This is a genomic window from Candidatus Erwinia haradaeae (genome assembly GCF_900698885.1).
Lineage (GTDB): Bacteria > Pseudomonadota > Gammaproteobacteria > Enterobacterales > Enterobacteriaceae > Erwinia_E > Erwinia_E haradaeae_H.
In genome coordinates, this window is record NZ_LR217705.1 from 1,001,485 (window position 1) to 1,025,986 (window position 24,502).

Consider the following 24,502-nt stretch of genomic DNA (forward strand, 5'->3'; position numbering starts at 1 on the left):
ATTTATCTATCAGTCAAGATATATTAGAAAAATATTTCTATTCATAATATTATCAGCGCTTACTATAACAACCATTGCTACATAATAAATTAGTAATATTTTTATATATAAAAAAGAAATAATTCAAGTAAATATTTAATATTCAGACCCGCTTTTAGTGTGAGTATATTAAAAACAAAATCAATATTATTTTTCTTAATATATAATTTTTAAAATTACATGATATAACAGACTTGGGATAATAAAAAATGTATAACAATAATACCATTCACATAAAAATCTTTAAATTATTTATATATATAAAACTTGATCATATTCCAATGAAATTGAGTCAGAGAATAAAAAGTATCCATTACCATCAATATAACCCAATTTTTACTGAAAACTTATGAAAAACATATTATTCATTAACCTTCAATTCTCTTAAACTTAGTCATCATTAAGTCACTTGAAGTTCTCATACTATAATTGTTAAGAAGTTTGCTAAATAAAAAGAGACTTTTATTGCATGTATTGTGTACTCTAATAGAGTATTTTTATTTTTCTAGTAAAAATACAGCATTACTTGTCTCTTAACAATATATAAATAAGTCAAGCTATGATAAATAATAATTCTCAATTAGAGCTTAGCACATTACTGAGCATATCATGCACACGTCATGCTGTGTATTGTAATAACAAAAAAAAGGCCTTAGAAATTATTAGTGGAATTGCGGCTAATCAGCTGAGCCTACCACAAAAAATTATTTTAGACGCAATAGAAACACGTGAGAAAATGGGAAGCACTGGCATTGGCAATGGTATTGCTATCCCACATGGTACATTAAAAGAAAACACTTTACATACTATTGGTGTTTTTTTACGTCTCGAACATCCTATCGTTTTTGATGCTATTGATAATCAACCTGTTGATCTTTTATTTGCGTTATTAATGCCAATAGATCAATGTAAAACTCACTTATATGCGCTATCTTTAGTAGCGAAAAGATTAACAAATCAATCTATTTTACGCCGTCTTCGATCTGCGCGTAGTGATGAAGATTTATATAGTATTTTTACTAAAATACACAATAAAATTGAATGATCATTCAATCATAGCTAGTTTTTTTAAAAAATCCTTGCTAACATACTAAAATGTATTTTTATTTATTTTAATTAATAAGAATTCACAGTTTAAAACACTTTAAGTTATCTATTCAGTAAATAAAAATCAACCTTTATTATCCAAAAGATTCTTCTTCAGCTTCTAAAAATAAAAACATAGATAAAATTTTGTGCTATATCAAATATCACTTGATTATCTAAAATTAAAAATTAACCATTAGTTGATAAACTTTTCAATACATTCGATATATATTAACAATGATTATTTATACAAAAAATCTTATAGATTTTTTGTATTATCATCTATCTACGTATATCAAATCATCTTTATATTATATATCGAGCATAAAAATAAATTTATATTAAGATATATAGGATATCACCTGTACTTTATTAGAATCAGAATATATAAAATCATCTAAAAATAAAGTTTGCATTGGTTCTATTTTATATTGTTATTATTAATCTAATTAGATAGTACTTTTTTAGTGTTATGTAGTGTTTTTTCTAGGGTTGTATGTAACATTTTTATACGTTGCGCCATATGTTCTTCATCATTGTTTTTTTTAAGCTTTTCCTGAGCTAATGCATAACAAAGATTTAACGCGGTGCTAAAAATTAATTGGTTAGTATTGGTGATCTTGGTGCGATTTTTTAAATCGGTTAACTGTTGTGTCAACTCCTCTGCAGCTACGCTTAATGCTTCTTTCTGATCCAAAGGACAGTTAACTCGTAATGCATTCCCAAAAATATACAAATCTACCGGTTCCTCAGGCATCTGATCATCCTAATTCATTTTTATATTTAAACCTAACGGAAATAGTTTACATTGTTTATAACACATAAATGAACTAAACCAACAATAATACATCATTAATCTTATAGGTGAGTTTTATATCACTTAATATAACTATATTAGTAATAATATTAAATTATAAATTTTTGTATATCTTCTGTTTTAATGATAAAAACATACTTTTCACGCTTAAAAAGCTTAACTATTCAGTTAAAAGCAACTATTCCAGTTATCTTATAAATAAAAAAATTTTATCATTAGATAAATAACATTAACAATTACAAAAAATTAAAAATTATTAAAAATAATGCCGCAGTTTAACATTAAAAGATAACATTATCTATAGCATATATCTTATTAGTTTAATTATGATTAAATATCAGATATATTGAATGATAAAATAGATAAACACAATATTATATGTTACATATTAACGTTTATATACAATCATGTATATCAGATTTATCTGTCTTAAAAAGACTACCATAATTATTATATATTCATCCCTCGTAAATTATCATACGCACAATCACAATATCGCTAAATATGCATATCTGACTATCTATCTACTGCGTCTTTCGATATAAAATCGAATCCTATGTGTTTATATTATCTTCTAGAATTCTCTGATTTTAGAATTATATTTCAACATTCAATATTTTTCTGCGATAAAAAAATAAAAAATTAATCTATTAATTATTCTAATAGGAATTTTTCTATTTTATATTGTAATTAAGATGATTTACAATAGGTGCATCTCATCTATAATAATAGAATAATTATTAATTATAGTATTGATGTAGTATAAATAGAATTTATTGACTTATTTCTTTCTGGTTAACTATACTATTAAGCTAAAAGGTGATGATATTCTCAGAATAAGTTATATTTATAATTTTTTTCAAAATTAATTTTGCTATTAAAATTGTTATACAGCATGTCTATTTCCGTATCAAGTTTATGATGTTAATTTGACAAACATTAATGCTAATATTTTATATCGTACACATCGTTTTAGTTTTTGATTTAACAATATATGACCTATAGTTACTTATAGATATATTGATCTATATTAAAAAATTGACTATCTTTTTTATTTTAACTTTATCATTGAGAAATTATGCCCAACTAGAACCAGGCGCATAACTTTACTGAAATTGCACTTTATTAACAAATCTTCGTCAATATATCTTTAGAACTCATCATGACTAAAAAAGAATTTTTACATCGTCGTCAAATGCTATTATCTCAAATGGCTCCGTCTAGTGGAGCGTTATTTTTTGCTGCACCAGTAATTATGAGGAATAAAGATAACGCTTACCCTTATCGACAAAATAGTGACTTTTTGTATTTTACGGGCTTTAATGAACCAGAAGCTGCTTTATTATTAATAAAAAGCAAAACTTATCAAAATTATAGTATTCTCTTTAATCGTAGATCCACCTTACAGACTCAGACTTGGCTAGGACCTTGCCTTGGCCAAGACGCCGCACCTTCTCAATTAGCAGTTGATTATTCTTTTCCATGGGACACTATTAACAATAATATCTGCTACTTTTTAAATGGTTTAAACATTATCTATCATGCAAAGGGGCAGGATAATGTTTCGGATGCTATCGTTTTGGGCATCTTAAATACACTAAAAAACGGTTCACTACAAAATTTTTCTGCACCCAGTATAGTAGCTGACTGGCGACCGTGGGTACATGAGCTTCGTTTGATAAAATCTAAAGCAGAGCAAGATCTATTACGAGCAGCGGGACGTATTAGCGCCTTAGGTCATCAGCGTGCTATGGCTTGCTTGTCTCCAGAAATGTATGAGTACCAGTTAGAAGGTGAAATTCAATATGAATTTAATAGAAACGGCGCGCGATTTACATCATATAATACAATTATTGGCTCTGGAAAAAACGCCTGTATTTTGCATTATAATAACAATGAAAAAAAAATTAAATCTGGAGAGCTAGTGCTCATAGATGCTGGTTGTGAATTACAAGGCTATGCTGGGGATATTACAAGAACTATTCCAGTAAATGGAATATTTAGTGCTCCTCAACGTGCTATTTATAGTATTGTACTAGATGCCATAAATTTAGGGCTTTCACTATATAAACCTGGTACTACTATTTTTCAAGTTACAAAAAAAGTAACACAAATGATAACAAGGCGTCTTATGCAGCTAAATATTTTACGTGGAAATTTAGAGACTTTAATTGAGGAAAATGCTGTTCATCAGTTTTTCATGCATAAGCTAAGTCATTGGTTGGGTTTAGATGTACATGATGTAGGTAGTTATGGAGAAAACTATAACCGCGTACTAGAACCTGGCATGGTTCTTACAGTTGAACCAGGTATTTATATTGCTCCTGATGCGCATGCTCCTAAAGAATATCTTGGTATTGGTATTCGTATTGAAGATGATATTCTTATTACAAAAGATGGCAATGAAAATCTAACTATTCTTGCAGAAAAAGACATCACAAAAATTGAAAATTTAATGATGAATAAAAAAAAATTATGAGTATTATTATCGCAGGAGGAGGAATAGTTGGAATAACATTAGCACTCGCCATTGCTCATGAAACACAAGGTAGACAATTAGTAAATCTCATAGAAGAATTAGACCCTAATACACGCTTTTCTTCAAATGATCCTGGACGTAGCATTGCACTATCTACAGCAACTTGCAAAAAATTGTCCGATCTTAAAATTTGGTCATCTCTTGAGCCGATTGCAACTAAAATTACTAATATTCACATCAGTGATCGTGGTCTACCTGGCTCTATTTTTCTGAGCGCAACAGATTACAATGTCTCCTCATTAGGGCAGGTGGTAGAATTAAAAAGTGCATTAAAAATATTGTTCATTCGTCTCAAAGAGACGCCTGGTGTTTCCTTGTATTGTCCGAATAAAATTGCCCATGTTGAACGTACAAAAAATTTTGTACGTGTTATCCTAGATAATCATAGAACACTGTATGGTGCTTTATTAGTAGCCGCTGATGGAACATCGTCTAATATTGCTAAAATTTGCGGAATTAAACAATATTACATTCAGTATCCACAAAAAGCGATTGTAGCTACTATTTCTACACAATTAAAACATAAAGGATGGGCTTTTGAACGATTCACTACTGATGGACCGCTTGCCATGCTTCCAATAAAAAATGGACGAAGCTCGCTGGTCTGGTGTCAATCAATATCAAAAGCAGAAGCAATGTATCATTTAAGTGATAAAGAATTTCTCATTCAACTACAAAAAATATTTGGTTGGCGTCTAGGGTATCTTGAAAATACCGGAAAAAGGAAAATTTACCCATTAAAATTACAAATTGTCGATAAAAATATATCTCATCGCCTAATTTTAATTGGCAATGCTGCACAAACCTTACATCCTGTTGCTGGACAAGGTTTTAATCTTGGTATTCGTGACGTTACGTCATTAATAGATACCCTCAAAATTGCTTGGAAAAATGAAAAGGACAAAGGAGATAGTAGGTCCCTACAGTACTATCAAAAACTAAGAGAACGAGATGTGCAAACAACTATTACGATTACTGATGGATTAATTAATATATTTTCTAACCAAAAAGCAGTATTAGTAATTGGACGAACAGTGGGAATGGCAGTAATAGATCACATCCCACAGCTGCGAAATATAATTGCTCAATGGACTTTAGGCTGGTTAAAAAGTTAGAGAGAGAAATTATGGATCACTATGATATAGTTATTTTTGAAGCTGAAATCGTTGGATTATCAGTAGCTTATGGTTTACAAAATCTAGGCCTTCGAATGCTTATAATCGAACCAGCTTTACCAAAGACCTGTGTAGATACAGAAATTATATCTCCTAATGCAAAACGTTTTTCAGTTCTCAATCAGGCAAGTAAACTCTTATTTCAACATTTTGGTATATGGAGTAATATATTAAATACCAATACTAGTACTTTCTATCGTATGGAAATGTGGGAACGAGATAGTTTTGGACGCATTACCTTTGATGAGGCCTCAAGAAAAAATCCTGCGCACTCGCTGGGATATATTATTGAGAACCAAAAAGTACATAATTTGTTATGGAAACACGTAAGAAACCTGCATGATATAACAATTATCACCTCAGAAAACGTAACAGAAGTGTCTTTTAAAAATGAGAAAGCTCTGATTTCCTTTAAAAATAATACTATGATTTCCACTAATCTTATAATCGCAGCAGACAGGGCACACTTATCGCTTTGCCAGCATGTTAAAATTCCTTTATTATCCTGGCATTATAAACATCATGTACTGATTTCTAATATTCGCACAGAAATGCCTCATAAAAAAACAGCTTATCAGATATTCCATGATAACAGTATTCTCGTTTTTCTTCCTCTCAGAAACCCTCATTTAGGGGCTATTATTTGGTCTCTTCTACCAAAAAAAGCTAAATATTTAGCAGACACGTCTGAAATACTATTTAATCAGCATTTATCAGTTAACTTTGATGTTAAACTTGGACTATGTAATGCAGAAGGTATACGTCAAGTATTACCATTACAAGGATGCTACACACATAAATTTATTTTTGACCGACTAGTTTTAGTCGGTAACTCCACACACACCATTCACCCTTTATCAGACCAAGGTTTAAACCTTGGTCTGATGGATGCGGCTGAGCTTATTGGTGAGATTCGTTGCCTATGCCATCAAGGTAAAGATATTGGTCAATACCAACATCTACGTCGTTATGAGAGACGACGAAAACATAGCACATTTCAAACATTACTTAGCACAGAAGGTTGCTATAGGATCTTTATAGGTGAACATTTAGGAAAAAAATTTTTACGTGATAGTTTACTTACAGTAATTAATAAACTACCAGGCATGAAGGCTCATCTACTGGAGAATGCACAAGGTATGAAAAATATACCAAATTGGCTGCGTTAATTATTTCACTTTTATTGAGAGACTATTAAAAACAAAAGACCACCCATCTTTAAAAATGGGTGGTCTTTTGTTTTTAATTTGATGCCTAGCAGTTCCCTACTCTCACATGGGGAGACCCCACACTACCATCGGCACTACGGCGTTTCACTTCTGAGTTCGGCATGGGATCAGGTGGGGCCACCGCGCTATGGCCGCTAGACAAGATTCTTATATCTCTTTTATAGTTTGTTTCTAAAAACTTTTATGACAAGCTGAATTTATTTAATTGTATATTCTATATTTAGAGACGCTTCTGGTGTTGTAAGGTTAAGCCTCACGGGTCATTAGTATCGGTTAGCTCAACATATTACTATGCTTACACACCCGACCTATCAACGTCGTAGTCTTCAACGTCCCTTCAGGACTCTTTAAGAGTCTGGGAAAACTCATCTTGAGGCAAGTTTCGCGCTTATATGCTTTCAGCGCTTATCTTTTCCGTACTTAGCTACCGGACAATGCCATTGGCATGACAACCCGAACACCAGCGGTACGTTCACCCCGGTCCTCTCGTACTAGGGGCAACCCCTCTCAATTTTCCAACGCCCACGGCAGATAGGGACCGAACTGTCTCACGACGTTCTAAACCCAGCTCGCGTACCACTTTAAACGGCGAACAACCGTACCCTTGGGACCTGCTTCAGCCCCGGGATGTGATGAGCCGACATCGAGGTGCCAAACACCGCCGTCGATATGAACTCTTGGGCGGTATCAGCCTGTTATCCCCGGAGTACCTTTTATTCGTTGAGCGATGGCCCTTCCATGCAGAACCACCGGATCATTATGACCTGCTTTCGCACCTGCTCGAATCGTCACTCTCACAGTCAAGCCAGCTTATGCCATTGCACTAACCTCACGATATCCGACCGTGATTAGCTGACCTTAGTGCTCCTCCGTTACTCTTTAGGAGGAGACCGCCCCAGTCAAACTACCCACCAGACACTGTCCCCACACCGGTTAACGGTGCCAGGTTAGAACAATAAAACTTAAAGGGTGGTATTTCAAGATTGGCTCCACGATAACTAGCGTTGTCGTTTCATAGCCTCCCACCTATCCTACACATTAAAGATCAGTGTTCAGTGTCAAGCTATAGTAAAGGTTCACGGGGTCTTTCCGTCTTGCCGCGGGTACACTGCATCTTCACAGCGATTTCAATTTCACTGAGTCCCGGGTGGAGACAGCCTAGCCATCATTACGCCATTCGTGCAGGTCGGAACTTACCCGACAAGGAATTTCGCTACCTTAGGACCGTTATAGTTACGGCCGCCGTTTACCGGGGCTTCGATCAAGAGCTTTTCCTTACAGATAACCCCATCAATTAACCTTCCGGCACCGGGCAGGCGTCACACCGTATACGTCCACTTTCGTGTTTGCACAGTGCTGTGTTTTTAATAAACAGTTGCAGCTAGCTGGTTTCTTCGACTGACTTTAGCTCCACGAGCATGTCGCTTTACCTTAATGTCAGCGTGCCTTCTCCCGAAGTTACGGCACCATTTTGCCTAGTTCCTTCACCCGGGTTCTCTCAAGCGCCTAGGTATGCTCTACCTGACCACCTGTGTCGGTTTGGAGTACGATCAACTATGACCTGATGCTTAGAGGCTTTTCCTGGAAGCATGGCCTTTGTTACTTCAGCACCTTAGCGCTTCGTCATTGCACCTCAGTCTATTTGAGTGAGAGGATTTATCTAACACTCAACCTACATGCTTAAACCAGGACAACCGACGCCTGGATAACATAGCCTTCTCCGTCCCCCCTTTGCAGTCATAGTTAGTACAGGAATATTAACCTGTTGTCCATCGATTACGCCTTTCGGCCTCACCTTAGGTGTCGACTAACCCTGCCTCGATTAACGTTGGACAGGAAACCTTAGTCTTTCGGCGAGCGGGCATTTCACCCGCTTTATCGTTACTCATGTCAGCATTCGCACTTCTGATATCTCCAACATGCTTCACGGCATGCCTTCAACGATTTACAGAACGCTCCCCTACCCATCGAACGCATCACTGAAAATGTATTTTAATGCATTTTCAGTGATGCGTTCGATGCCGCAGCTTCGGTGTATGGTTTGAGCCCCGTTACATCTTCCGCGCAAGCCGACTCGACCAGTGAGCTTTTACGCTTTCTTTAAATGATGGCTGCTTCTAAGCCAACATCCTGGCTGTCTGAGACTTCTCACATCGTTTCCCACTTAACCATAACTTTGGGACCTTAGCTGGCGGTCTGGGTTGTTTCCCTCTTCACGACGGACGTTAGCACCCGCCGTGTGTCTCCTGTAATTGCATTCTTCGGTATTCGTAGTTTGCATTGGCTTGGCAAGCCGGTATGGCCCCCTGACCAAAACAGAGCTCTACCCCCGAAGATGATATTACAAGGCGCTACCTAAATAGCTTTCGGGGAGAACCAGCTATCTCCCGGTTTGATTGGCCTTTCACCCCTAACCATAGGTCATCCGCTAATTTTTCAACATTAGTCGGTTCGGTCCTCCAGTTAGTGTTACCTAACCTTCAACCTGCCCGTGGCTAGATCACCGGGTTTCGGGTCTGTATCCTGCAACTTTTCGCCCATTTAAGACTCGGTTTCCCTGCGGCTCCCCTATACGGTTAACCTTGCTACAAAATACAAGTCGCTGACCCATTATACAAAAGGTACGCAGTCACATAAAAATGCTTCTACTGCTTGTACGTACACGGTTTCAGGTTCTTTTCACTCCCCTCATCGGGGTTCTTTTCGCCTTTCCCTCACGGTACTGGTTCACTATCGGTCAGTCAGTAGTATTTAGCCTTAGAGGATGGTCCCCCCATATTCAGACAGGATATCACGTGTCCCGCCCTACTCTTCGAACTCACAATTATCGTATTTTTGCGTACGGGACTATCACCCTTTATTGTGTGACTTTCCAGTCACTTCTGCTAATTCGATAACTGATGATGGTTCTGGGCTATTTCCCCATTCGCTCGCCACTACTTAGGGAATCTCAATTGATTTATTTTCCTCGAGGTACTTAGATGTTTCAGTTCCCCCGGTTCGCCTCATGTTACTATGAATTTATAACATGATAATACAATTTATTGTATTAGGTTTCCCCATTCGGGAATCGTCGGCTATAGCGGTTCATATCACCTTCCCGACGCTTTTCGCAGATTAGCACGCCCTTCATCGCCTCTGACTGCCTAGGCATCCACCGTGTACGCTTTTTTACTTAACCTTACAACCCACAAGCGTCTTACTACTATTTACTATTTAATTTAAATTAATTAATAACTTTCAGCTTGTTTCAAATTTTTAAAGAGCATTAAAAATAAAAATATATTGATATATTCTTTTATTATACTAGTATAATAAGGAATATCTATTTATGCAACTTTTATTTATAATAAAACACATGGTGGAGTTAAGCGGGATCGAACCGCTGACCCCCTGCGTGCAAAGCAGGCGCTCTCCCAGCTGAGCTATAACCCCCATAAAAACAAATAAAATATTTTATGTTTTATTAAATCAAATCCTAACAATGATGCTCAGGCAGTTTTCAATTTCATTGCGCACCATAAACTGTTTAGTGTAACCGAACAGTAGAATTTATAAAATTTGGTAGGCCTGAGTGGACTTGAACCACCGACCTCACCCTTATCAGGGGTGCGCTCTAACCACCTGAGCTACAAGCCTACAAAGATTTTGCTTGTTTTTTCTACTCATCAGAAAATCTGTGTGGACACTTCTCAAGATGCTATCATTAAGTTAAGGAGGTGATCCAACCGCAGGTTCCCCTACGGTTACCTTGTTACGACTTCACCCCAGTCATGAACCACAAAGTGGTAAGCGCCCTCTCGAAAGTTAAGCTACCTACTTCTTTTGCAATCCACTCCCATGGTGTGACGGGCGGTGTGTACAAGGCCCGGGAACGTATTCACCGTGGCATTCTAATCCACGATTACTAGCGATTCCGACTTCACGGAGTCGAGTTGCAGACTCCGATCCGGACTACGATGTATTTTATGAGGTCCGCTTGCTCTCGCGAGGTAGCTTCTCTTTGTGTACACCATTGTAGCACGTGTGTAGCCCTAACCATAAGGGCCATGATGACTTGACGTCATCCCCACCTTCCTCCAGTTTATCACCGGCAGTCTCCTTTGAGTTCCCGACCGAATCGATGGCAAAAAAGGATAAGGGTTGCGCTCGTTGCGGGACTTAACCCAACATTTCACAACACGAGCTGACGACAGCCATGCAGCACCTGTCTCACGGTTCCCTAAGGCACTTTCATATTTCTATAAAATTCCATGGATGTCAAGGTTAGGTAAGGTTTTTCGCGTTGCATCGAATTAAACCACATGCTCCACCGCTTGTGCGGGCCCCCGTCAATTCATTTGAGTTTTAACCTTGCGGCCGTACTCCCCAGGCGGTCGACTTAACGCGTTAGCTACGGAAGCCACTCCACTCGGGAACAACCTCCAAGTCGACATTGTTTACGGCATGGACTACCAGGGTATCTAATCCTGTTTGCTCCCCACGCTTTCGCACCTGAGCGTCAGTTTTCGTCCAGGGGGACGCCTTCGCCATCGGTATTCCTCCAGATCTCTACGCATTTCACCGCTACACCTAGAATTCTACCCCCCTCTACGAAACTCTAGTCTACCAGTTTCGAATGCAGTTCCCAGGTTAAGCCCGGGGATTTCACATCCGACTTGATAGTCCGCCTGCGTGCCCTTTACGCCCAGTAATTCCGATTAACGCTCGCACCCTCCGTATTACCGCGGCTGCTGGCACGGAGTTAGCCGGTGCTTCTTTTGCGGGTAACGTCAATAATTAAAGTTATTAACTCTATTCATTTCTTTCCCGCTGAAAGTACTTTACAACCCGAAGGCCTTCTTCATACACGCGGCATGGCTGCATCAGGCTTTCGCCCATTGTGCAATATTCCCCACTGCTGCCTCCCGCAGGAGTCTGGACCGTGTCTCAGTTCCAGTGTGGCTGGCCATCCTCTCAGACCAGCTAGGGATCGTCGCCTAGGTGAGCCATTACCTCACCTATAAGCTAATCCCATCTGGGCACATCCGATGGTGTGAGGTCGAATGATCCCCCACTTTGGTCAAAAGACATTATGCGGTATTAGCTACCGTTTCCAATAGTTATCCCCCTCCATCAGGCAGTTTCCCAGATATTACTCACCCGTTCGCCACTCGTCGTCAAAGAAGCAAGCTTCTTTTCGCTACCGTTCGACTTGCATGTGTTAGGCCTGCCGCCAGCGTTCAATCTGAGCCATGATCAAACTCTTCAATTAAATTTAATTTTAATTACTGAAAACTAAATCTCCAGTAATACTTAAGTTTAAACGATATAATAAACTACACTACATTTTAATGCATACTATTTAATATATCAAACATTATAAACAATATAATAGGCGATATAAGTAAACACATCGTACTAGATGTATCTAGTATATTAACTAATATAAAATAATATTGTAAATACTAAAAATATTAATATTAAACATTAATTACTAATGCCTAATTAGTACTAAATTAGCACTATATATTATATACTATTAGTAGTTCTCTCTTAAGAATTTATATATCTTAGCACCTTTCGGTGCTGATAGACATCCTTTGAGTGCCCACACAGATTTTCTGATAAATTGTTAAAGAACAACAGAAAATTTTAATACTCTTACATACTTCCTGTTAATAAATATTAATATACACCTTTATTTTATCAAGTCAACTTATTTTTATAAGATTTTATCTTTTTAAAAACAAAAAAAATCTACTACAATAAATATTAAAAATAATATTATTTTTAATATTTATTGTAGTAGTCACCACAAGGTGTCAAAACAAACTTATCTTATCTTGTATTACTAACGCCTCCTACCTTTTAGTAGGAGGCGAAGCCAAACAAACGACATTACATCATGCCGCCCATACCACCGCCCATACCACCGTTATTGGCCGCACCAACATCAGGCGCATCACCTTTAGGTAAATCTGTTACCATACATTCAGTAGTAATCATCAACCCAGCAACAGAAGATGCGTATTGCAACGCAGAGCGAGTCACCTTAGTTGGATCAAGAATACCAAATCCGATCATATCCCCATACTCTTCAGTTTGAGCATTATAACCGTAATTACCTTCACCTAATTTTACGGTGTTAGTTACGACAGAAGCCTCTGCGCCCGCGTTAGACACAATCTGACGCATTGGGGATTCCATTGCACGTAGAGCCACTTTAATTCCTACGTTTTGATCTTCATTCTGACCACGCAGGTTTGCAAGTAATGCAGCGACTCTTACTAAAGCAACACCACCTCCAGCTACTACGCCTTCATCAACTGCAGCGCGAGTAGCATTTAAAGCATCCTCAACACGTGCCTTTTTCTCTTTCATTTCAACTTCAGTTGCTGCACCCACTTTTACTACAGCTACGCCACCTGCCAATTTGGCTACACGCTCTTGTAGTTTTTCGCGATCATAATCTGAGGTTGCTTCTTCTATTTGTTGACGAATTTGCGTTACGCGACCAGAGATAGCTGATTCTTTGCCTCTACCATCAATAATTGTTGTGGTATCTTTACTAACAACAACACGCTTTGCTTGACCCATATCTTCTAAAACTGCTTTTTCTAACTCCATTCCAAGCTCTTCTGAAATAACAGTACCACCAGTCAACACTGCTATATCCTGTAACATTGCTTTACGACGATCACCAAATCCTGGTGCTTTAACCGCAGCAACTTTAACAATACCACGCATAGTATTCACAACTAAAGTTGCTAAAGCTTCACCTTCAACATCTTCTGCAATAATTAATAATGACTTTCCAGCTTTAGCCACAGATTCCAATGTTGGCAAAAGTTCACGAATATTAGAAATTTTTTTATCTACGAGTAGAATAAAAGGAGATTCTAACTCTACAGAGCCAGTGTCTGGCTTATTAATAAAGTAAGGAGATAAATAACCACGATCAAACTGCATACCTTCAACCACAGCTAATTCATCTTGAAGACTGGTGCCTTCCTCAACACTAATAACACCTTCTTTTCCTACTTTTTCCATTGCTTTTGCAATAAGCTCACCAACAGTTTCATCAGCATTTGCTGAAATAGTACCTACTTGCGCAATGCCTTTATAGTCATTACACGGAACTGATAGTTTTTTTAACTCTTCTACTGCAGCAATAACTGCTTTGTCAATACCGCGTTTTAAATCCATTGGATTCATACTTGCAGCTACTGCTTTAAGCCCCTCATTCACAATGGACTGAGCTAATACAGTTGCGGTAGTTGTTCCATCACCAGCAGCTTCGTTAGCCTTAGATGCTACTTCCTTCACCATCTGAGCACCCATATTTTCGAACTTATCTTCCAGTTCTATTTCACGAGCTACAGACACACCGTCTTTAGTAATATTAGGTGCACCAAAAGACTTATCAAGAATGACATTACGACCTTTTGGCCCTAAAGTTACTTTTACTGCATCAGCTAATATATTAACTCCACGCAACATTTTGATGCGCGCATCATTGCCAAACCTTACATCTTTAGCTGCCATTTGATATTTTCCTTATTACTTATTATATTAATATTCATTAAATATGATAGATATAATGTAATTAATTATTTATGCCTCGACAACTGCTAGAATATCACTTTCTGAAAGAATTAAAACTTCTTCATTATCAATTTTTTCGGTTTTAACACCATAACCCTCATTAAAGATAACTACATCACTTACTTTTACATCCATAGGTCTCACTTCACCGTTTTCCAGAACTCGACCATTGCCAACTGCCATTACTTCACCACGAGTTGATTTTCCTGCCGCAGTACCAGTTAATACAATTCCACCGGATGACTTAGATTCAGCTGCTGCACGCTTAACTATTACACGATCATGTAAGGGGCGAATTTTCATTGTTAGCTCTCCTTTGAGTAACCTTGCTACCTTGTTAGTTTCAGATAAAAGCCAACTATACAATAAACAGTAAGCGACCTCTAATAATATAGATATGGTTAGATAACCCCTCTTTCAAGGGGTGGATGATATTTTTTTTCATTTAGATCACTACAGCTATTTAACATAAACACTGTAGAACATGGTCCCAGCTACATACTCACATCTGACCTTAATACATGAAATACATTAACTGATTTATAATATTATAACTTCATGAAAAATCTATAAAGTTATTTATTATTACTCCCACCACAATAGAATAATAAAAAACTTCACAAACAAATCAGATTTTACAATAAAAGCCACTACAACTAACATTATATGCAATCATTAAAATACATTATAAAAACCAATACTATTTTTAAAAAAAATATACAGCTTCGCTTGAATTTTTAAAAATTGACCCAGCCTGGAACATACTCTACACCAAGAAAATTTAGCATATAAAGTATCATCATAACTACCATCATAGAAAAATCGACACCACTGACAGGTGAAATCAGACGACGAATGGGTATCATTAATGGCTCTGTCAACTGTATCAATACATAATCAATCGCATTATTCCCATAGTTAACCCAACCAGTCAATGATCGTGACATCATCACCCAAAATACCAGTGTCCCGCAAGCTTTAAGTAATATTACTAACCCAAAATAAAAGAAAACAGGCTCTAAATGAAATAACTTTAATGTTATTGGCGCTGATATTACACTTATAATATATGCTATAAATAAAGCCATTATATCCCATGATCCACTATATTTAAAAATGCAACGCAATGGATCAAGTACAGGTCTAGTGATCTTCACTATTAACTGTGATAATGGATTATAACAATCGCAATTTACCCACTGCAACCAGATATGCAATAACAAAACCTTAACATACGTTGTCATTATAATGGTTATTAAAAAAATTAATGCTAGCATGAGACTCCTGAAGTTAAACACTTGTTAATGTATTTTATACAGAACTAACTTAACTTATTCTTGCCCGCGGCTGCCAAAAATTGCAGAACCGATACGCACCATAGTGCTACCTGCTATAATCGCAGCTTCCATATCGTGACTCGTACCTAAAGATAAAGTATCAACGCTAGTATACACATTCTGCAACTCTTGAAATGCCTCTGACATTTTCTGATAGATTTTCAATTGACGACAATAAGTTTCTTTTAATGCTGGAATTGCCATTAAACCTCGTAGTTTTAAATATGGTAATTGCGATATGTGTTCTGCTAATACTAAAAGCTCTTTTAAAGACACACCGGATTTAGTTGGCTCATTATTAATATTGATCTGAATCAGTATATTTAACGGCTTCTGGAAACTTATACGTTGATAATTCAGTCGATTAGCACAATTCACAGAATTGACGCTTTGACACCAGTCAAAATATTTAGCAACTAAACGAATTTTGTTAGATTGAACTGAACCAATAAAATGCCACGTCAAACTCGGGTTGTCCAAAAATTGAATTTTTTTTACTCCTTCCTGTATGTAGTTTTCACCAAAAAAATCTTGACCTGCTGCTATTGCTTGCTTAATGTCAGTAGTAGTTTTAGTTTTACTCACTGCTAATACACTCACCTCTGTTGGATCACGCTGACATCTTTCTGTCGCTAATAAGATGCGTTGACGAATATTTTTTATATTGTTTTTAATCATAACGCGCACAACCCAAAAATAGAGCAAAATTGAATATTTGTTACTTTTACTTTAAAAACACCAAACATAAAAATTAAATAAAATTAAATACATACAATACATATAAAAGACACTTGTATTAAAGAAATAAGTTGAATCATGTAATACCTAGTTACGCTTTTATCTCACTTCTTTATAAAAAATCTACATAAAAAATTTACAAAATATTATTTTTTTCTACATTAATAACAGATTCCACACGCTCTCTATGCATCTTATTTACAAAAAACAATCAATTTACAAGTATTATGATAGCAAAGGAATTAAAAAAAAGTCTTCTATTGAAGACTGAGGAACTTCATAATGAAGAGGGTAACGAACTAACATTAAATATAACCCTTGAGCATATGCAGTCCCAGCAGCTAATTGACGATCTTTTCTTAATAAAATATTACCAATCCAATTCTCAGGCTGATGACCACATCCAACCTCTATCAAACTACCGACGATATTTCTTACCATGCGATGAACAAATGAGTTAGCTTGAATATCAATAATCACATATAAACCATGCCTTGTGACAGTAAGATCCATCATATATCTCTTAGGGCTCTTTGATTGGCACTGACTAGAGCGAAATGATGTAAAATCATTTTCACCTAACAAGCACTTTGCCGAACGCTGCATTTTATCTATATCTAAAAAATCATCATAATATGTCATACCGCTAGAAAAAATCGCGGGACGATGATACGGATGATTATAAATTATATAACGATAGCTACGCGAAACAGCACTAAAGCGCGCATGAAATGCATTTGGCATCACCTTTACCCAACGCACAACAATATCAGCTGGTAAATAAGAATTAACGCCTCTTATCCAGGATATATCTTTACGTTCAGATTTAGTCTCAAAATGAATAACCTGTCCAATAGCATGAACCCCTGCATCTGTACGCCCCGCACAAACCACATCAATAACGTGATTCGCAACTTTTGCTATTGCTCGCTCCAACTCTTCTTGTACACTATTCGCTTCACGCTGTCGCTGCCACCCGCAATAATGAGTCCCATCATACTCAATACCGAATGCTAATTTTATGATAGAATTTATCATGATTTCTTATAAAATATAATAATAGGTGATTTTACTATTTAATAATCTCTAATATACCTTTAAGCTATAATTATATTTCATACATCAAAAAAACCTCTAATAATCTTTGAAACTAATCTCAATTTTCAATTCAACGAAAAAGAAAGGATAACTGTAACTTCTATAACGTGTTACCGCATGAACCATAATCACTAACTAAATAAAATTCACTTAATATATTGATTTTTATATTCTGGTATTTACAAGATCGATATTTTTTTAAAAATTACTCTAAAAAACTAAAAACATTCATCTTTTTTAACTAAAGATAGCTTTTAGCTCCTTATCATGATATATATCATTAATAGTGAATGTATATAAATTTTTAGCACGTGAAAAAGAAACCAATCTATAAAATATAAATGCCTTTAACAATATAAAATCAGAAGATATTGTAAAAACGCATTTTTAACATATTAAATATACTATGAATAAAATTTACTAATATCAATAATTTTCTTAATTATAAAAATCTGACATCACCAATCAATGATCTCTTGCGCAAGATAGCATGGATATATTCCAAATTCTTATGTAAAACAAAATAAAGCATGAACTTAATCTAATATTTATTACATTAGATATCTTTATATACACATGTTCCATTTATATATAAATCGTTCTTCAACAAACTTTAGTATCACAATCCTAACATTAAATATCACCAGTAATGCACTAATACTGTATACCTCTTGCCAGTTAGTGCCGTGTGTGTTTTATAACCATGCTATTATGCATAAAATAGAAAAATCAGATACGCTAGCGCATAGAATTTTACTCTCGATTTTATTAAGTTATCAGTATTATATTGCTCAAATAAAGTATAATAGCATCTTATTCTTAATAGCATGCATTACAAAATTTAATCTCTAACCTACTTTGATGCTCTCCGCTCTATATAAAAACTTATACTGGTAATGCCTAATATCTGCAAATAAGATTATCACAAGATCGTATTTTTAGAATGCCCTTTCACAAATGAGTTCATCTAATTATTTATCTCACCAAGCTAAATAAATATTTAAAGCATAATGGTACAAAAACCATCACCAATTTATCAGTTATGGGATTAAGTTTTTTCACCTTGAGCTCATTTTTAATGGTTAAAATAGATAATTTACTCCACTTATAGCAACTCAATAAATATAAACGAATCAGGTCATAACTTACTTATTAATTTTTGAAACAAATTCACGTTTATTATAGCCGGTATAAAGTTGACGAGGACGTGAAATTTTAATCCCGTTCTCATGCATTTCTTTCCAATGTGCAATCCAACCAACAGTTCGAGCCATTGCAAAAATTACTGTAAACATAGAAGCAGGAATACCCATTGCCTTTAGAATAATCCCTGAATAAAAATCAACGTTAGGATAAAGTTTACGCTCAATAAAATAGGGGTCATTGATAGCAATACGCTCTAGCTCCATAGCTACTTCCATTAAATCCTTTTCAAGACTTAATTCCTTTAGAATTTCATGACACGTTTCTCGCATAACAAGAGCTCTTGGATCATAATTTTTATATACCCTATGCCCAAAACCCATCAACCGAAAGGCATCATTTTTATCCTTGGCTCGTCGCAAAAACTTGGGAATATGATCAACACTACCAATCTCTTCTAGCATAAGTAAACAAGCTTCATTTGCTCCGCCATGAGCCGGACCCCATAGTGAAGCGATCCCTGCTGCAATACAAGCAAACGGATTTGCGCCAGATGAACCGACGGTGCGCACAGTAGAAGTCGAGGCATTTTGTTCATGATCAGCGTGCAAAATCAGGATCCGATCCATAGCCCTTTCAACAATTGGATTAACTTCGTATTCATCAAGGGGCGTAGAAAACATCATGCGCAAAATATTCCCTGCATATGAAAAACCGTTACGGGGGTAAACAAAAGGCTGACCAATAGAATATTTATAACACATTGCAGCCATAGTCGGCATTTTTGCTAATAAACGAATAGCCGCCACTTCACGATGTCGTTCGATGTTTACATCCATAGCATCATGATAAAATGCAGATAAAGCTCCAGTAATACCACACATTAATGCCATGGGATGAGAATCACGACAAAAACCACGGAATAAATGATGAATCTGTTCATGTAACATAGTATGTTGATTTATAGAAACATGAAAATCTTGGAACTGTTCTTTACTAGGTGTTTCACCATGTAAAAGTATATAACAAAGCTCTAAATAATTTGAGTGAAGTGCTAATTGATCAATCGGAAACCCCCGATGTAAAAGAATACCTTTTTCACCATCAATGTAAGTGATTTTAGACTCGCAAGATGCAGTAGAGGTAAATCCGGGGTCAAATGTAAAATATCCTTGAGAACCAAGACTTCGAATATCAATCTCTTCATGTCCTACGGTTCCCGTTAAAACATCCAACTCAATAGGTGGTTTTTCATCAATAATGATCATTGCTGTTTTTTTAACCATATAGTATCTTCTCCTGATTAGCTAATCCTAACAATTAATAAGCGCGCACTTTACTGAGATAACACCGCCTACTTTTAGTTGCCCATTAAACGGAATCAACCAACAATCAATCTTTTATAGTTTGTACAATCCTTTGCTCTTTAAAATAAACGCTTAACTGTATCCATTGCGATCACTATATTATGATCACTATATCTACATCTACTTATATTGGAATATGTTCTTTATATTTTTATATATATTAATTATTGAAATTGACATAATCAATTTTCTTCATTGTTTCAGCGCACCATCCTATCTTCAATAAGTCTCTTTAACTGAAATTTATAATATTTTAAATAGAACCCCCCAATCTTCAAGGTAAGTTTGTCATGCTTTATTCTATTTTTTATAAAACTATGATCATTCTATTTTTTATACAATCTAATCAATAAAATGATTTTTGGTTATCCTGAAATCCTAGAAATTCTATCTAAAAATTTTACTTATTTCTCTTTTCTCTTATGCTTATTACTACGAAATAAAATACTGATTTTATATCTGCATATTATTCCAGATGATTCATCTAAACATTACACAAACTATTAACGACACAGAACCAACATATCAACATCATATATATTGGTAGGATAATCTCTATTATCTATAATGCCCTTTTTTAAACAAGTGACCAAAATTATTTTAGCATGAAATCTTAAATCTTTTAAAATACATAAATATTATTATGGATCTTTCTTTGTTATCTAAAAATTTAAAATCTATGTTTACAACAATAATAATATATAATGGATAATTTATAGCACAATGCATTCATGAAAATTACTAGTAACCAGCTACTAGTTACTAGTTACTAGCTACTAGTTACCAGTTAATCACTATGTTGGTATTAATTATATTTGTATTCATCTTATCTTAGTTTTATACTATTTAACTCAGTTGAATGCTCTCTATAAGAAGCATTATATCAAGATCAAACATTAAGGAATTTAAAGGGCCGGAACAACCTGTTAGATAAGGAGTGATATTCAACACCAACGTCTATTAAACTAATACTATTATAACAATTGCAAACTCAATTTTATTAGTGTTATGTAATCACGTATGAATATTATTTATTCTTTATTAGATTAGGTAGGTCCGGAAAATAAATATGACAAAGCTGATGGAATACCGTGAAAAAAACAAGACCGGTTAATTTAGATCTTTCTACAATACATTTCCCTTTAACTGCAATCGCTTCTATCCTGCATCGTATATCCGGAGTTATCGTATTTTTATCGACCGGACTGCTTCTATGGTTACTTGGTTTATCCCTAGCGTCACCTGAAGGTTTTTTACAGGCATCTGAAGTGATGAATCATTTTATTTTTAAATTTATTCTTTGGGGTATTCTGAGCGCATTAGCGTATCATATTTCCAGCGGCATTCGCCATATGATGATGGATTGTGACTTTCTTGATGTTACTTTAAAAACAGGAAAATTCTCTGCACAAATCTCATTTTTAATTGCTATGCTATTTTCTATTTTATCCGGGGTTTTTATATGGTAAATAATGCTACTGCATTAGGGCGTAATGGTTTACATGACTGGTTGCTTCTGCGCACTACTGCTATCATTGTAACCTTCTACATAATTTACATCCTAGCTATGCTAGCAATAACAGAAAAAATAACATACAACACCTGGCAAGCTTTATTTCAACTACCATTTACTAAAGTGTTCACCTGTTTAACACTGTTGTCAATACTAGTACATGGTTGGATTGGAATGTGGCAAGTCTTAACAGATTATATTAAAACATTAGCTATACGTATGTTTCTACAGCTGGCAGTAGTTATAATATTGTTTACATATGCTATTTATGGCACCATTATTGTCTGGAGTGCGTGATGAAATTACCAATAATAGAATTTGATGCTATTGTTATCGGTGCAGGTGGCGCAGGTATGCGCGCAGCGTTACAAATCACACAAGAAAAAATGTCTTGCGCCTTACTATCAAAAGTATTTCCAACACGCTCTCATACAGTATCTGCCCAAGGAGGCATCACAGTAGCGTTAGGTAATGCACATGCAGATAATTGGATATGGCATATGTATGATACTGTGAAAGGATCTGATTATATTGGTGATCAAAATGCAATTGAGTATATGTGTGAAACAGGCCCAAAAACTATTTTAGAATTAGAGCATATGGGTTTACCATTTTCTCGATTAGATGACGGTCGAATTTATCAGCGCCCATTTGGCGGGCAATCGATAAACTTTGGTGACAAGCAAGCATCTCGTACCGCCGCCTCGGCAGACCGTACTGGACATGCGCTACTTCATACTCTGTACCAACAAAACTTAAAAAATAAAACCACTATTTTTTCAGAATGGTACGCGATCGACCTAGTAAAAAACGCCCATGGAAACATAGTAGGATGTACCGCGCTAAACATTGAAAATAGTGAAGTAGTATATTTTAAAACACGCGCAACAATATTAGCTACTGGTGGGGCAGGGCGTGTTTATCACTCAACAACTAATGCATATATTAATACTGGCGATGGTATCGGGATGGCGCTACGTGCAGGTGTCCCCGTGCAAGATATGGAAATGTGGCAATTTCACCCAACAGGTATTGCTGGTGTCGGTGTTTTAATCACCGAAGGATGCCGAGGTGAAGGAGGTTATTTAATTAATAAGCATGGCGAACGATTTATGGAGCGGCATGCACCAAACGCAAAAGACCTGGCTAGTCGAGACGTAGTGGCACGTTCAATTATGACTGAAATTCGTGAAAATCGTGGTTTTAATGGACCATCTGGTCCATATGTTAAGCTCAAATTAAATCACCTTGCAAAAAACATACTAGAATCACGCCTTCCTGGTATTATGGAGATATCACGCACTTTTGCTCATATTGATCCAGCTCTTGATCCCATCCCAGTAATTCCAACCTGTCATTACATGATGGGCGGGATTCCAACTAAAATTACAGGTCAGGCGTTAACCTTGAATGCAATAGGAGAAGATACTATCATTCCAGGACTATTTGCAGTAGGAGAGGTGGCGTGTGTATCAGTACACGGAGCTAATCGACTAGGGGGGAACTCTTTACTTGACCTAGTAGTCTTTGGTAGAGCAGTTGGCTTGCATATGAAAAGCGCAATAGAAGAACAGGGTATTCTATTAGAAGCCAAAAAAGAAGAGGTTAATCATTCTTTAATACGACTAAATCGTTGGCGTAATAACTTAACCGGAGGGAATCCAATCGAAATACGAAAAGCTCTACAGTTCTGTATGCAGAAAAATTTCTCTGTTTTTCGAGAAGGTATCGATATGGAAAGGGGTATCTCTGAATTACAGATTCTCCGGGATCGCCTGCAGTATGCTCGCTTAGATGATACATCTAGTAACTTTAATACTCAGCTCATAGAATGCCTAGAGTTAGATAACTTAATGGAAACAGCCTATGTTACTGCCTTGTCAGCTCACTATAGAACTGAAAGCCGAGGTGCACATAGCCGATTAGATTACCCTAAGCGTGATGATAAAAACTGGCTTTGTCATACTTTATATTTACCACAATATCAACGTATGACGCGTCGTAATGTTAATATGCAGCCAAAATTACACCCAGCCTTTTCACCTCAAGAACGCATCTACTAATCTTAGTATTAGGAATTCACCTAAATATGAAACTTGAATTTTCTATTTACCGTTACAACCCAGATCTAGATAATCATCCATACATGGAGGATTACTTTATAGAACTAGAAGATAGTCGAGATATAATGTTGTTAGATGCATTAATGCTTATAAAGGAAATTGACCCAACGTTAGGATTTCGGCGCTCCTGTCGTGAAGGAGTATGTGGGTCCGATGGTTTAAACATAAACGGTAAAAACGGTCTAGCATGCATTACTCCAGTTTCTTCATTGATTAATAAAAAAAAGAAAATTACTCTTCGACCATTACCATTATTACCAGTTATCCGTGATTTAATAGTGGACATGAGTCAATTCTATCAACAATATGAAAAAATTAAACCATATTTGTTAAATACAAAGACAGACGCACCTATAAGAGAACGCCTTCAAACACAAACAAACCGTAACAAGTTAGATGGTCTCTATGAATGTATACTCTGTGCGTGCTGCTCTACCGCCTGTCCATCCTTTTGGTGGAATCCAGATAAATTTATCGGCCCTGCAGGTTTACTCGCTGCCTATCGATTTCTTACTGATAGTCGCGACACTGAGACAGATCAGCGCCTTGACGATCTTAGCGATGCTTTTAGCGTATTTCGCTGTCATAGTATCATGAATTGCGTCAGTGTGTGCCCAAAAGGGCTAAATCCAACTAGTGCTATTGGATCGATTAAAACTATGCTTCTGCATAGAGGAGCTTAATATTCATATATTTAAATTCTAATTATAT

Annotated in this window: 15 protein-coding genes, 2 tRNA genes and 3 rRNA genes; 8 read left to right on the forward strand and 12 right to left on the reverse strand. The window is 36.0% G+C overall.

The window, feature by feature from the left end:
- The first annotated feature begins 598 nt into the window (after positions 1-598).
- Positions 599-1,084 carry a PTS IIA-like nitrogen regulatory protein PtsN gene (gene ptsN, locus ERCISPPS3390_RS03130; RefSeq protein ID WP_197095351.1) on the forward strand — a complete coding sequence of 162 codons (486 nt, stop codon included), beginning with the start codon at positions 599-601 and terminating at the stop codon, positions 1,082-1,084.
- Between the two features lie 486 nt (positions 1,085-1,570).
- On the opposite strand, the gene zapA is transcribed toward ptsN, so the two are convergent.
- A complete protein-coding gene (gene zapA, locus ERCISPPS3390_RS03135) occupies positions 1,571-1,882 on the reverse strand; it encodes a cell division protein ZapA (protein ID WP_197095352.1) in 312 nt (103 codons plus the stop codon).
- 1,222 nt (positions 1,883-3,104) lie between these two features.
- Here zapA and pepP point away from each other — a divergent pair.
- From pepP to ERCISPPS3390_RS03150, 3 genes are read left to right on the forward strand one after another with little or no spacing between them, the layout of a single operon-like run.
- Complete coding sequence (gene pepP / locus ERCISPPS3390_RS03140; RefSeq protein ID WP_197095353.1) at positions 3,105-4,421, forward strand: Xaa-Pro aminopeptidase; 1,317 nt, start codon at positions 3,105-3,107, stop codon at positions 4,419-4,421.
- On the forward strand, positions 4,418-5,596 hold the full coding sequence (gene ubiH / locus ERCISPPS3390_RS03145; protein ID WP_197095354.1) for a 2-octaprenyl-6-methoxyphenyl hydroxylase: 1,179 nt from the start codon (positions 4,418-4,420) through the stop codon (positions 5,594-5,596). Before pepP ends, ubiH begins: the two co-directional genes overlap by 4 nt.
- 11 nt (positions 5,597-5,607) lie before the next feature.
- Entirely contained in the window at positions 5,608-6,825 is a 1,218-nt protein-coding gene (locus ERCISPPS3390_RS03150) for an FAD-dependent monooxygenase (RefSeq protein ID WP_197095355.1), read from the forward strand.
- Between the two features lie 83 nt (positions 6,826-6,908).
- Here ERCISPPS3390_RS03150 and rrf read toward each other — a convergent pair.
- The 11 genes from rrf to ERCISPPS3390_RS03205 all read right to left on the reverse strand — a co-directional run bounded on the left by rrf (position 6,909) and on the right by ERCISPPS3390_RS03205 (position 20,074).
- A 5S ribosomal RNA gene (gene rrf / locus ERCISPPS3390_RS03155) occupies positions 6,909-7,024 on the reverse strand.
- 103 nt (positions 7,025-7,127) lie between these two features.
- Positions 7,128-10,066, reverse strand: a 23S ribosomal RNA gene (locus ERCISPPS3390_RS03160).
- Positions 10,067-10,244: 178 nt separating this feature from the next.
- Positions 10,245-10,320, reverse strand: a tRNA-Ala gene (locus ERCISPPS3390_RS03165).
- A gap of 127 nt (positions 10,321-10,447) precedes the next feature.
- A tRNA-Ile gene (locus tag ERCISPPS3390_RS03170) sits at positions 10,448-10,524 on the reverse strand.
- A 73-nt stretch (positions 10,525-10,597) separates the two neighbouring features.
- Positions 10,598-12,139, reverse strand: a 16S ribosomal RNA gene (locus ERCISPPS3390_RS03175).
- Together the 16S, 23S and 5S rRNA genes with 2 tRNA genes alongside form the textbook arrangement of a ribosomal RNA operon.
- A 626-nt stretch (positions 12,140-12,765) precedes the next feature.
- On the reverse strand, positions 12,766-14,412 hold the full coding sequence (gene groL, locus ERCISPPS3390_RS03180) for a chaperonin GroEL (protein ID WP_197095356.1): 1,647 nt from the start codon (positions 14,410-14,412) through the stop codon (positions 12,766-12,768).
- Positions 14,413-14,481: 69 nt separating this feature from the next.
- Entirely contained in the window at positions 14,482-14,775 is a 294-nt protein-coding gene (locus tag ERCISPPS3390_RS03185) for a co-chaperone GroES (protein WP_157989379.1), read from the reverse strand.
- Between the two features lie 434 nt (positions 14,776-15,209).
- Positions 15,210-15,749: a YggT family protein gene (locus tag ERCISPPS3390_RS03190; protein ID WP_197095357.1), complete on the reverse strand. Its 540-nt coding sequence runs from the start codon at positions 15,747-15,749 to the stop codon at positions 15,210-15,212.
- Between the two features lie 54 nt (positions 15,750-15,803).
- Positions 15,804-16,487, reverse strand: coding sequence for a YggS family pyridoxal phosphate-dependent enzyme (locus tag ERCISPPS3390_RS03195; protein ID WP_197095358.1), 684 nt, complete (start codon positions 16,485-16,487; stop codon positions 15,804-15,806).
- Positions 16,488-16,772: 285 nt separating this feature from the next.
- Positions 16,773-17,585 carry a tRNA pseudouridine(38-40) synthase TruA gene (gene truA, locus ERCISPPS3390_RS03200; protein ID WP_197095359.1) on the reverse strand — a complete coding sequence of 271 codons (813 nt, stop codon included), beginning with the start codon at positions 17,583-17,585 and terminating at the stop codon, positions 16,773-16,775.
- A 1,205-nt stretch (positions 17,586-18,790) separates the two neighbouring features.
- Positions 18,791-20,074 (reverse strand): citrate synthase, encoded by a 1,284-nt coding sequence (locus ERCISPPS3390_RS03205; protein WP_197095360.1) that lies wholly within the window; start codon positions 20,072-20,074, stop codon positions 18,791-18,793.
- A 1,172-nt stretch (positions 20,075-21,246) separates the two neighbouring features.
- On the opposite strand from ERCISPPS3390_RS03205, the gene sdhC reads away from it, so the two are divergent.
- From sdhC to ERCISPPS3390_RS03225, 4 genes are read left to right on the forward strand one after another with little or no spacing between them, the layout of a single operon-like run.
- Positions 21,247-21,624: a succinate dehydrogenase cytochrome b556 subunit gene (gene sdhC, locus ERCISPPS3390_RS03210; protein WP_197095361.1), complete on the forward strand. Its 378-nt coding sequence runs from the start codon at positions 21,247-21,249 to the stop codon at positions 21,622-21,624.
- A complete protein-coding gene (sdhD, locus tag ERCISPPS3390_RS03215; protein WP_197095362.1) occupies positions 21,618-21,965 on the forward strand; it encodes a succinate dehydrogenase, hydrophobic membrane anchor protein in 348 nt (115 codons plus the stop codon). The genes sdhC and sdhD overlap by 7 nt, the downstream gene beginning before the upstream one ends.
- Positions 21,965-23,731: a succinate dehydrogenase flavoprotein subunit gene (sdhA, locus tag ERCISPPS3390_RS03220; protein WP_197095363.1), complete on the forward strand. Its 1,767-nt coding sequence runs from the start codon at positions 21,965-21,967 to the stop codon at positions 23,729-23,731. The genes sdhD and sdhA overlap by 1 nt, the downstream gene beginning before the upstream one ends.
- A gap of 26 nt (positions 23,732-23,757) precedes the next feature.
- Positions 23,758-24,474: a succinate dehydrogenase iron-sulfur subunit gene (locus tag ERCISPPS3390_RS03225; RefSeq protein ID WP_197095364.1), complete on the forward strand. Its 717-nt coding sequence runs from the start codon at positions 23,758-23,760 to the stop codon at positions 24,472-24,474.
- Positions 24,475-24,502: the final 28 nt, after the last annotated feature.

What these genes read in the sequence shown, in the direction of transcription:
- ptsN (WP_197095351.1), top strand. Translation starts at nt 599, where the DNA reads ATGATAAATAATAATTCTCAATTAGAGCTTAGCACATTACTGAGCATA.
- zapA (WP_197095352.1), bottom strand. Translation starts at nt 1,882, where the DNA reads ATGCCTGAGGAACCGGTAGATTTGTATATTTTTGGGAATGCATTACGA.
- pepP (WP_197095353.1), top strand. Translation starts at nt 3,105, where the DNA reads ATGACTAAAAAAGAATTTTTACATCGTCGTCAAATGCTATTATCTCAA.
- ubiH (WP_197095354.1), top strand. Translation starts at nt 4,418, where the DNA reads ATGAGTATTATTATCGCAGGAGGAGGAATAGTTGGAATAACATTAGCA.
- ERCISPPS3390_RS03150 (WP_197095355.1), top strand. Translation starts at nt 5,608, where the DNA reads ATGGATCACTATGATATAGTTATTTTTGAAGCTGAAATCGTTGGATTA.
- groL (WP_197095356.1), bottom strand. Translation starts at nt 14,412, where the DNA reads ATGGCAGCTAAAGATGTAAGGTTTGGCAATGATGCGCGCATCAAAATG.
- ERCISPPS3390_RS03185 (WP_157989379.1), bottom strand. Translation starts at nt 14,775, where the DNA reads ATGAAAATTCGCCCCTTACATGATCGTGTAATAGTTAAGCGTGCAGCA.
- ERCISPPS3390_RS03190 (WP_197095357.1), bottom strand. Translation starts at nt 15,749, where the DNA reads ATGCTAGCATTAATTTTTTTAATAACCATTATAATGACAACGTATGTT.
- ERCISPPS3390_RS03195 (WP_197095358.1), bottom strand. Translation starts at nt 16,487, where the DNA reads ATGATTAAAAACAATATAAAAAATATTCGTCAACGCATCTTATTAGCG.
- truA (WP_197095359.1), bottom strand. Translation starts at nt 17,585, where the DNA reads ATGATAAATTCTATCATAAAATTAGCATTCGGTATTGAGTATGATGGG.
- ERCISPPS3390_RS03205 (WP_197095360.1), bottom strand. Translation starts at nt 20,074, where the DNA reads ATGGTTAAAAAAACAGCAATGATCATTATTGATGAAAAACCACCTATT.
- sdhD (WP_197095362.1), top strand. Translation starts at nt 21,618, where the DNA reads ATGGTAAATAATGCTACTGCATTAGGGCGTAATGGTTTACATGACTGG.
- sdhA (WP_197095363.1), top strand. Translation starts at nt 21,965, where the DNA reads ATGAAATTACCAATAATAGAATTTGATGCTATTGTTATCGGTGCAGGT.
- ERCISPPS3390_RS03225 (WP_197095364.1), top strand. Translation starts at nt 23,758, where the DNA reads ATGAAACTTGAATTTTCTATTTACCGTTACAACCCAGATCTAGATAAT.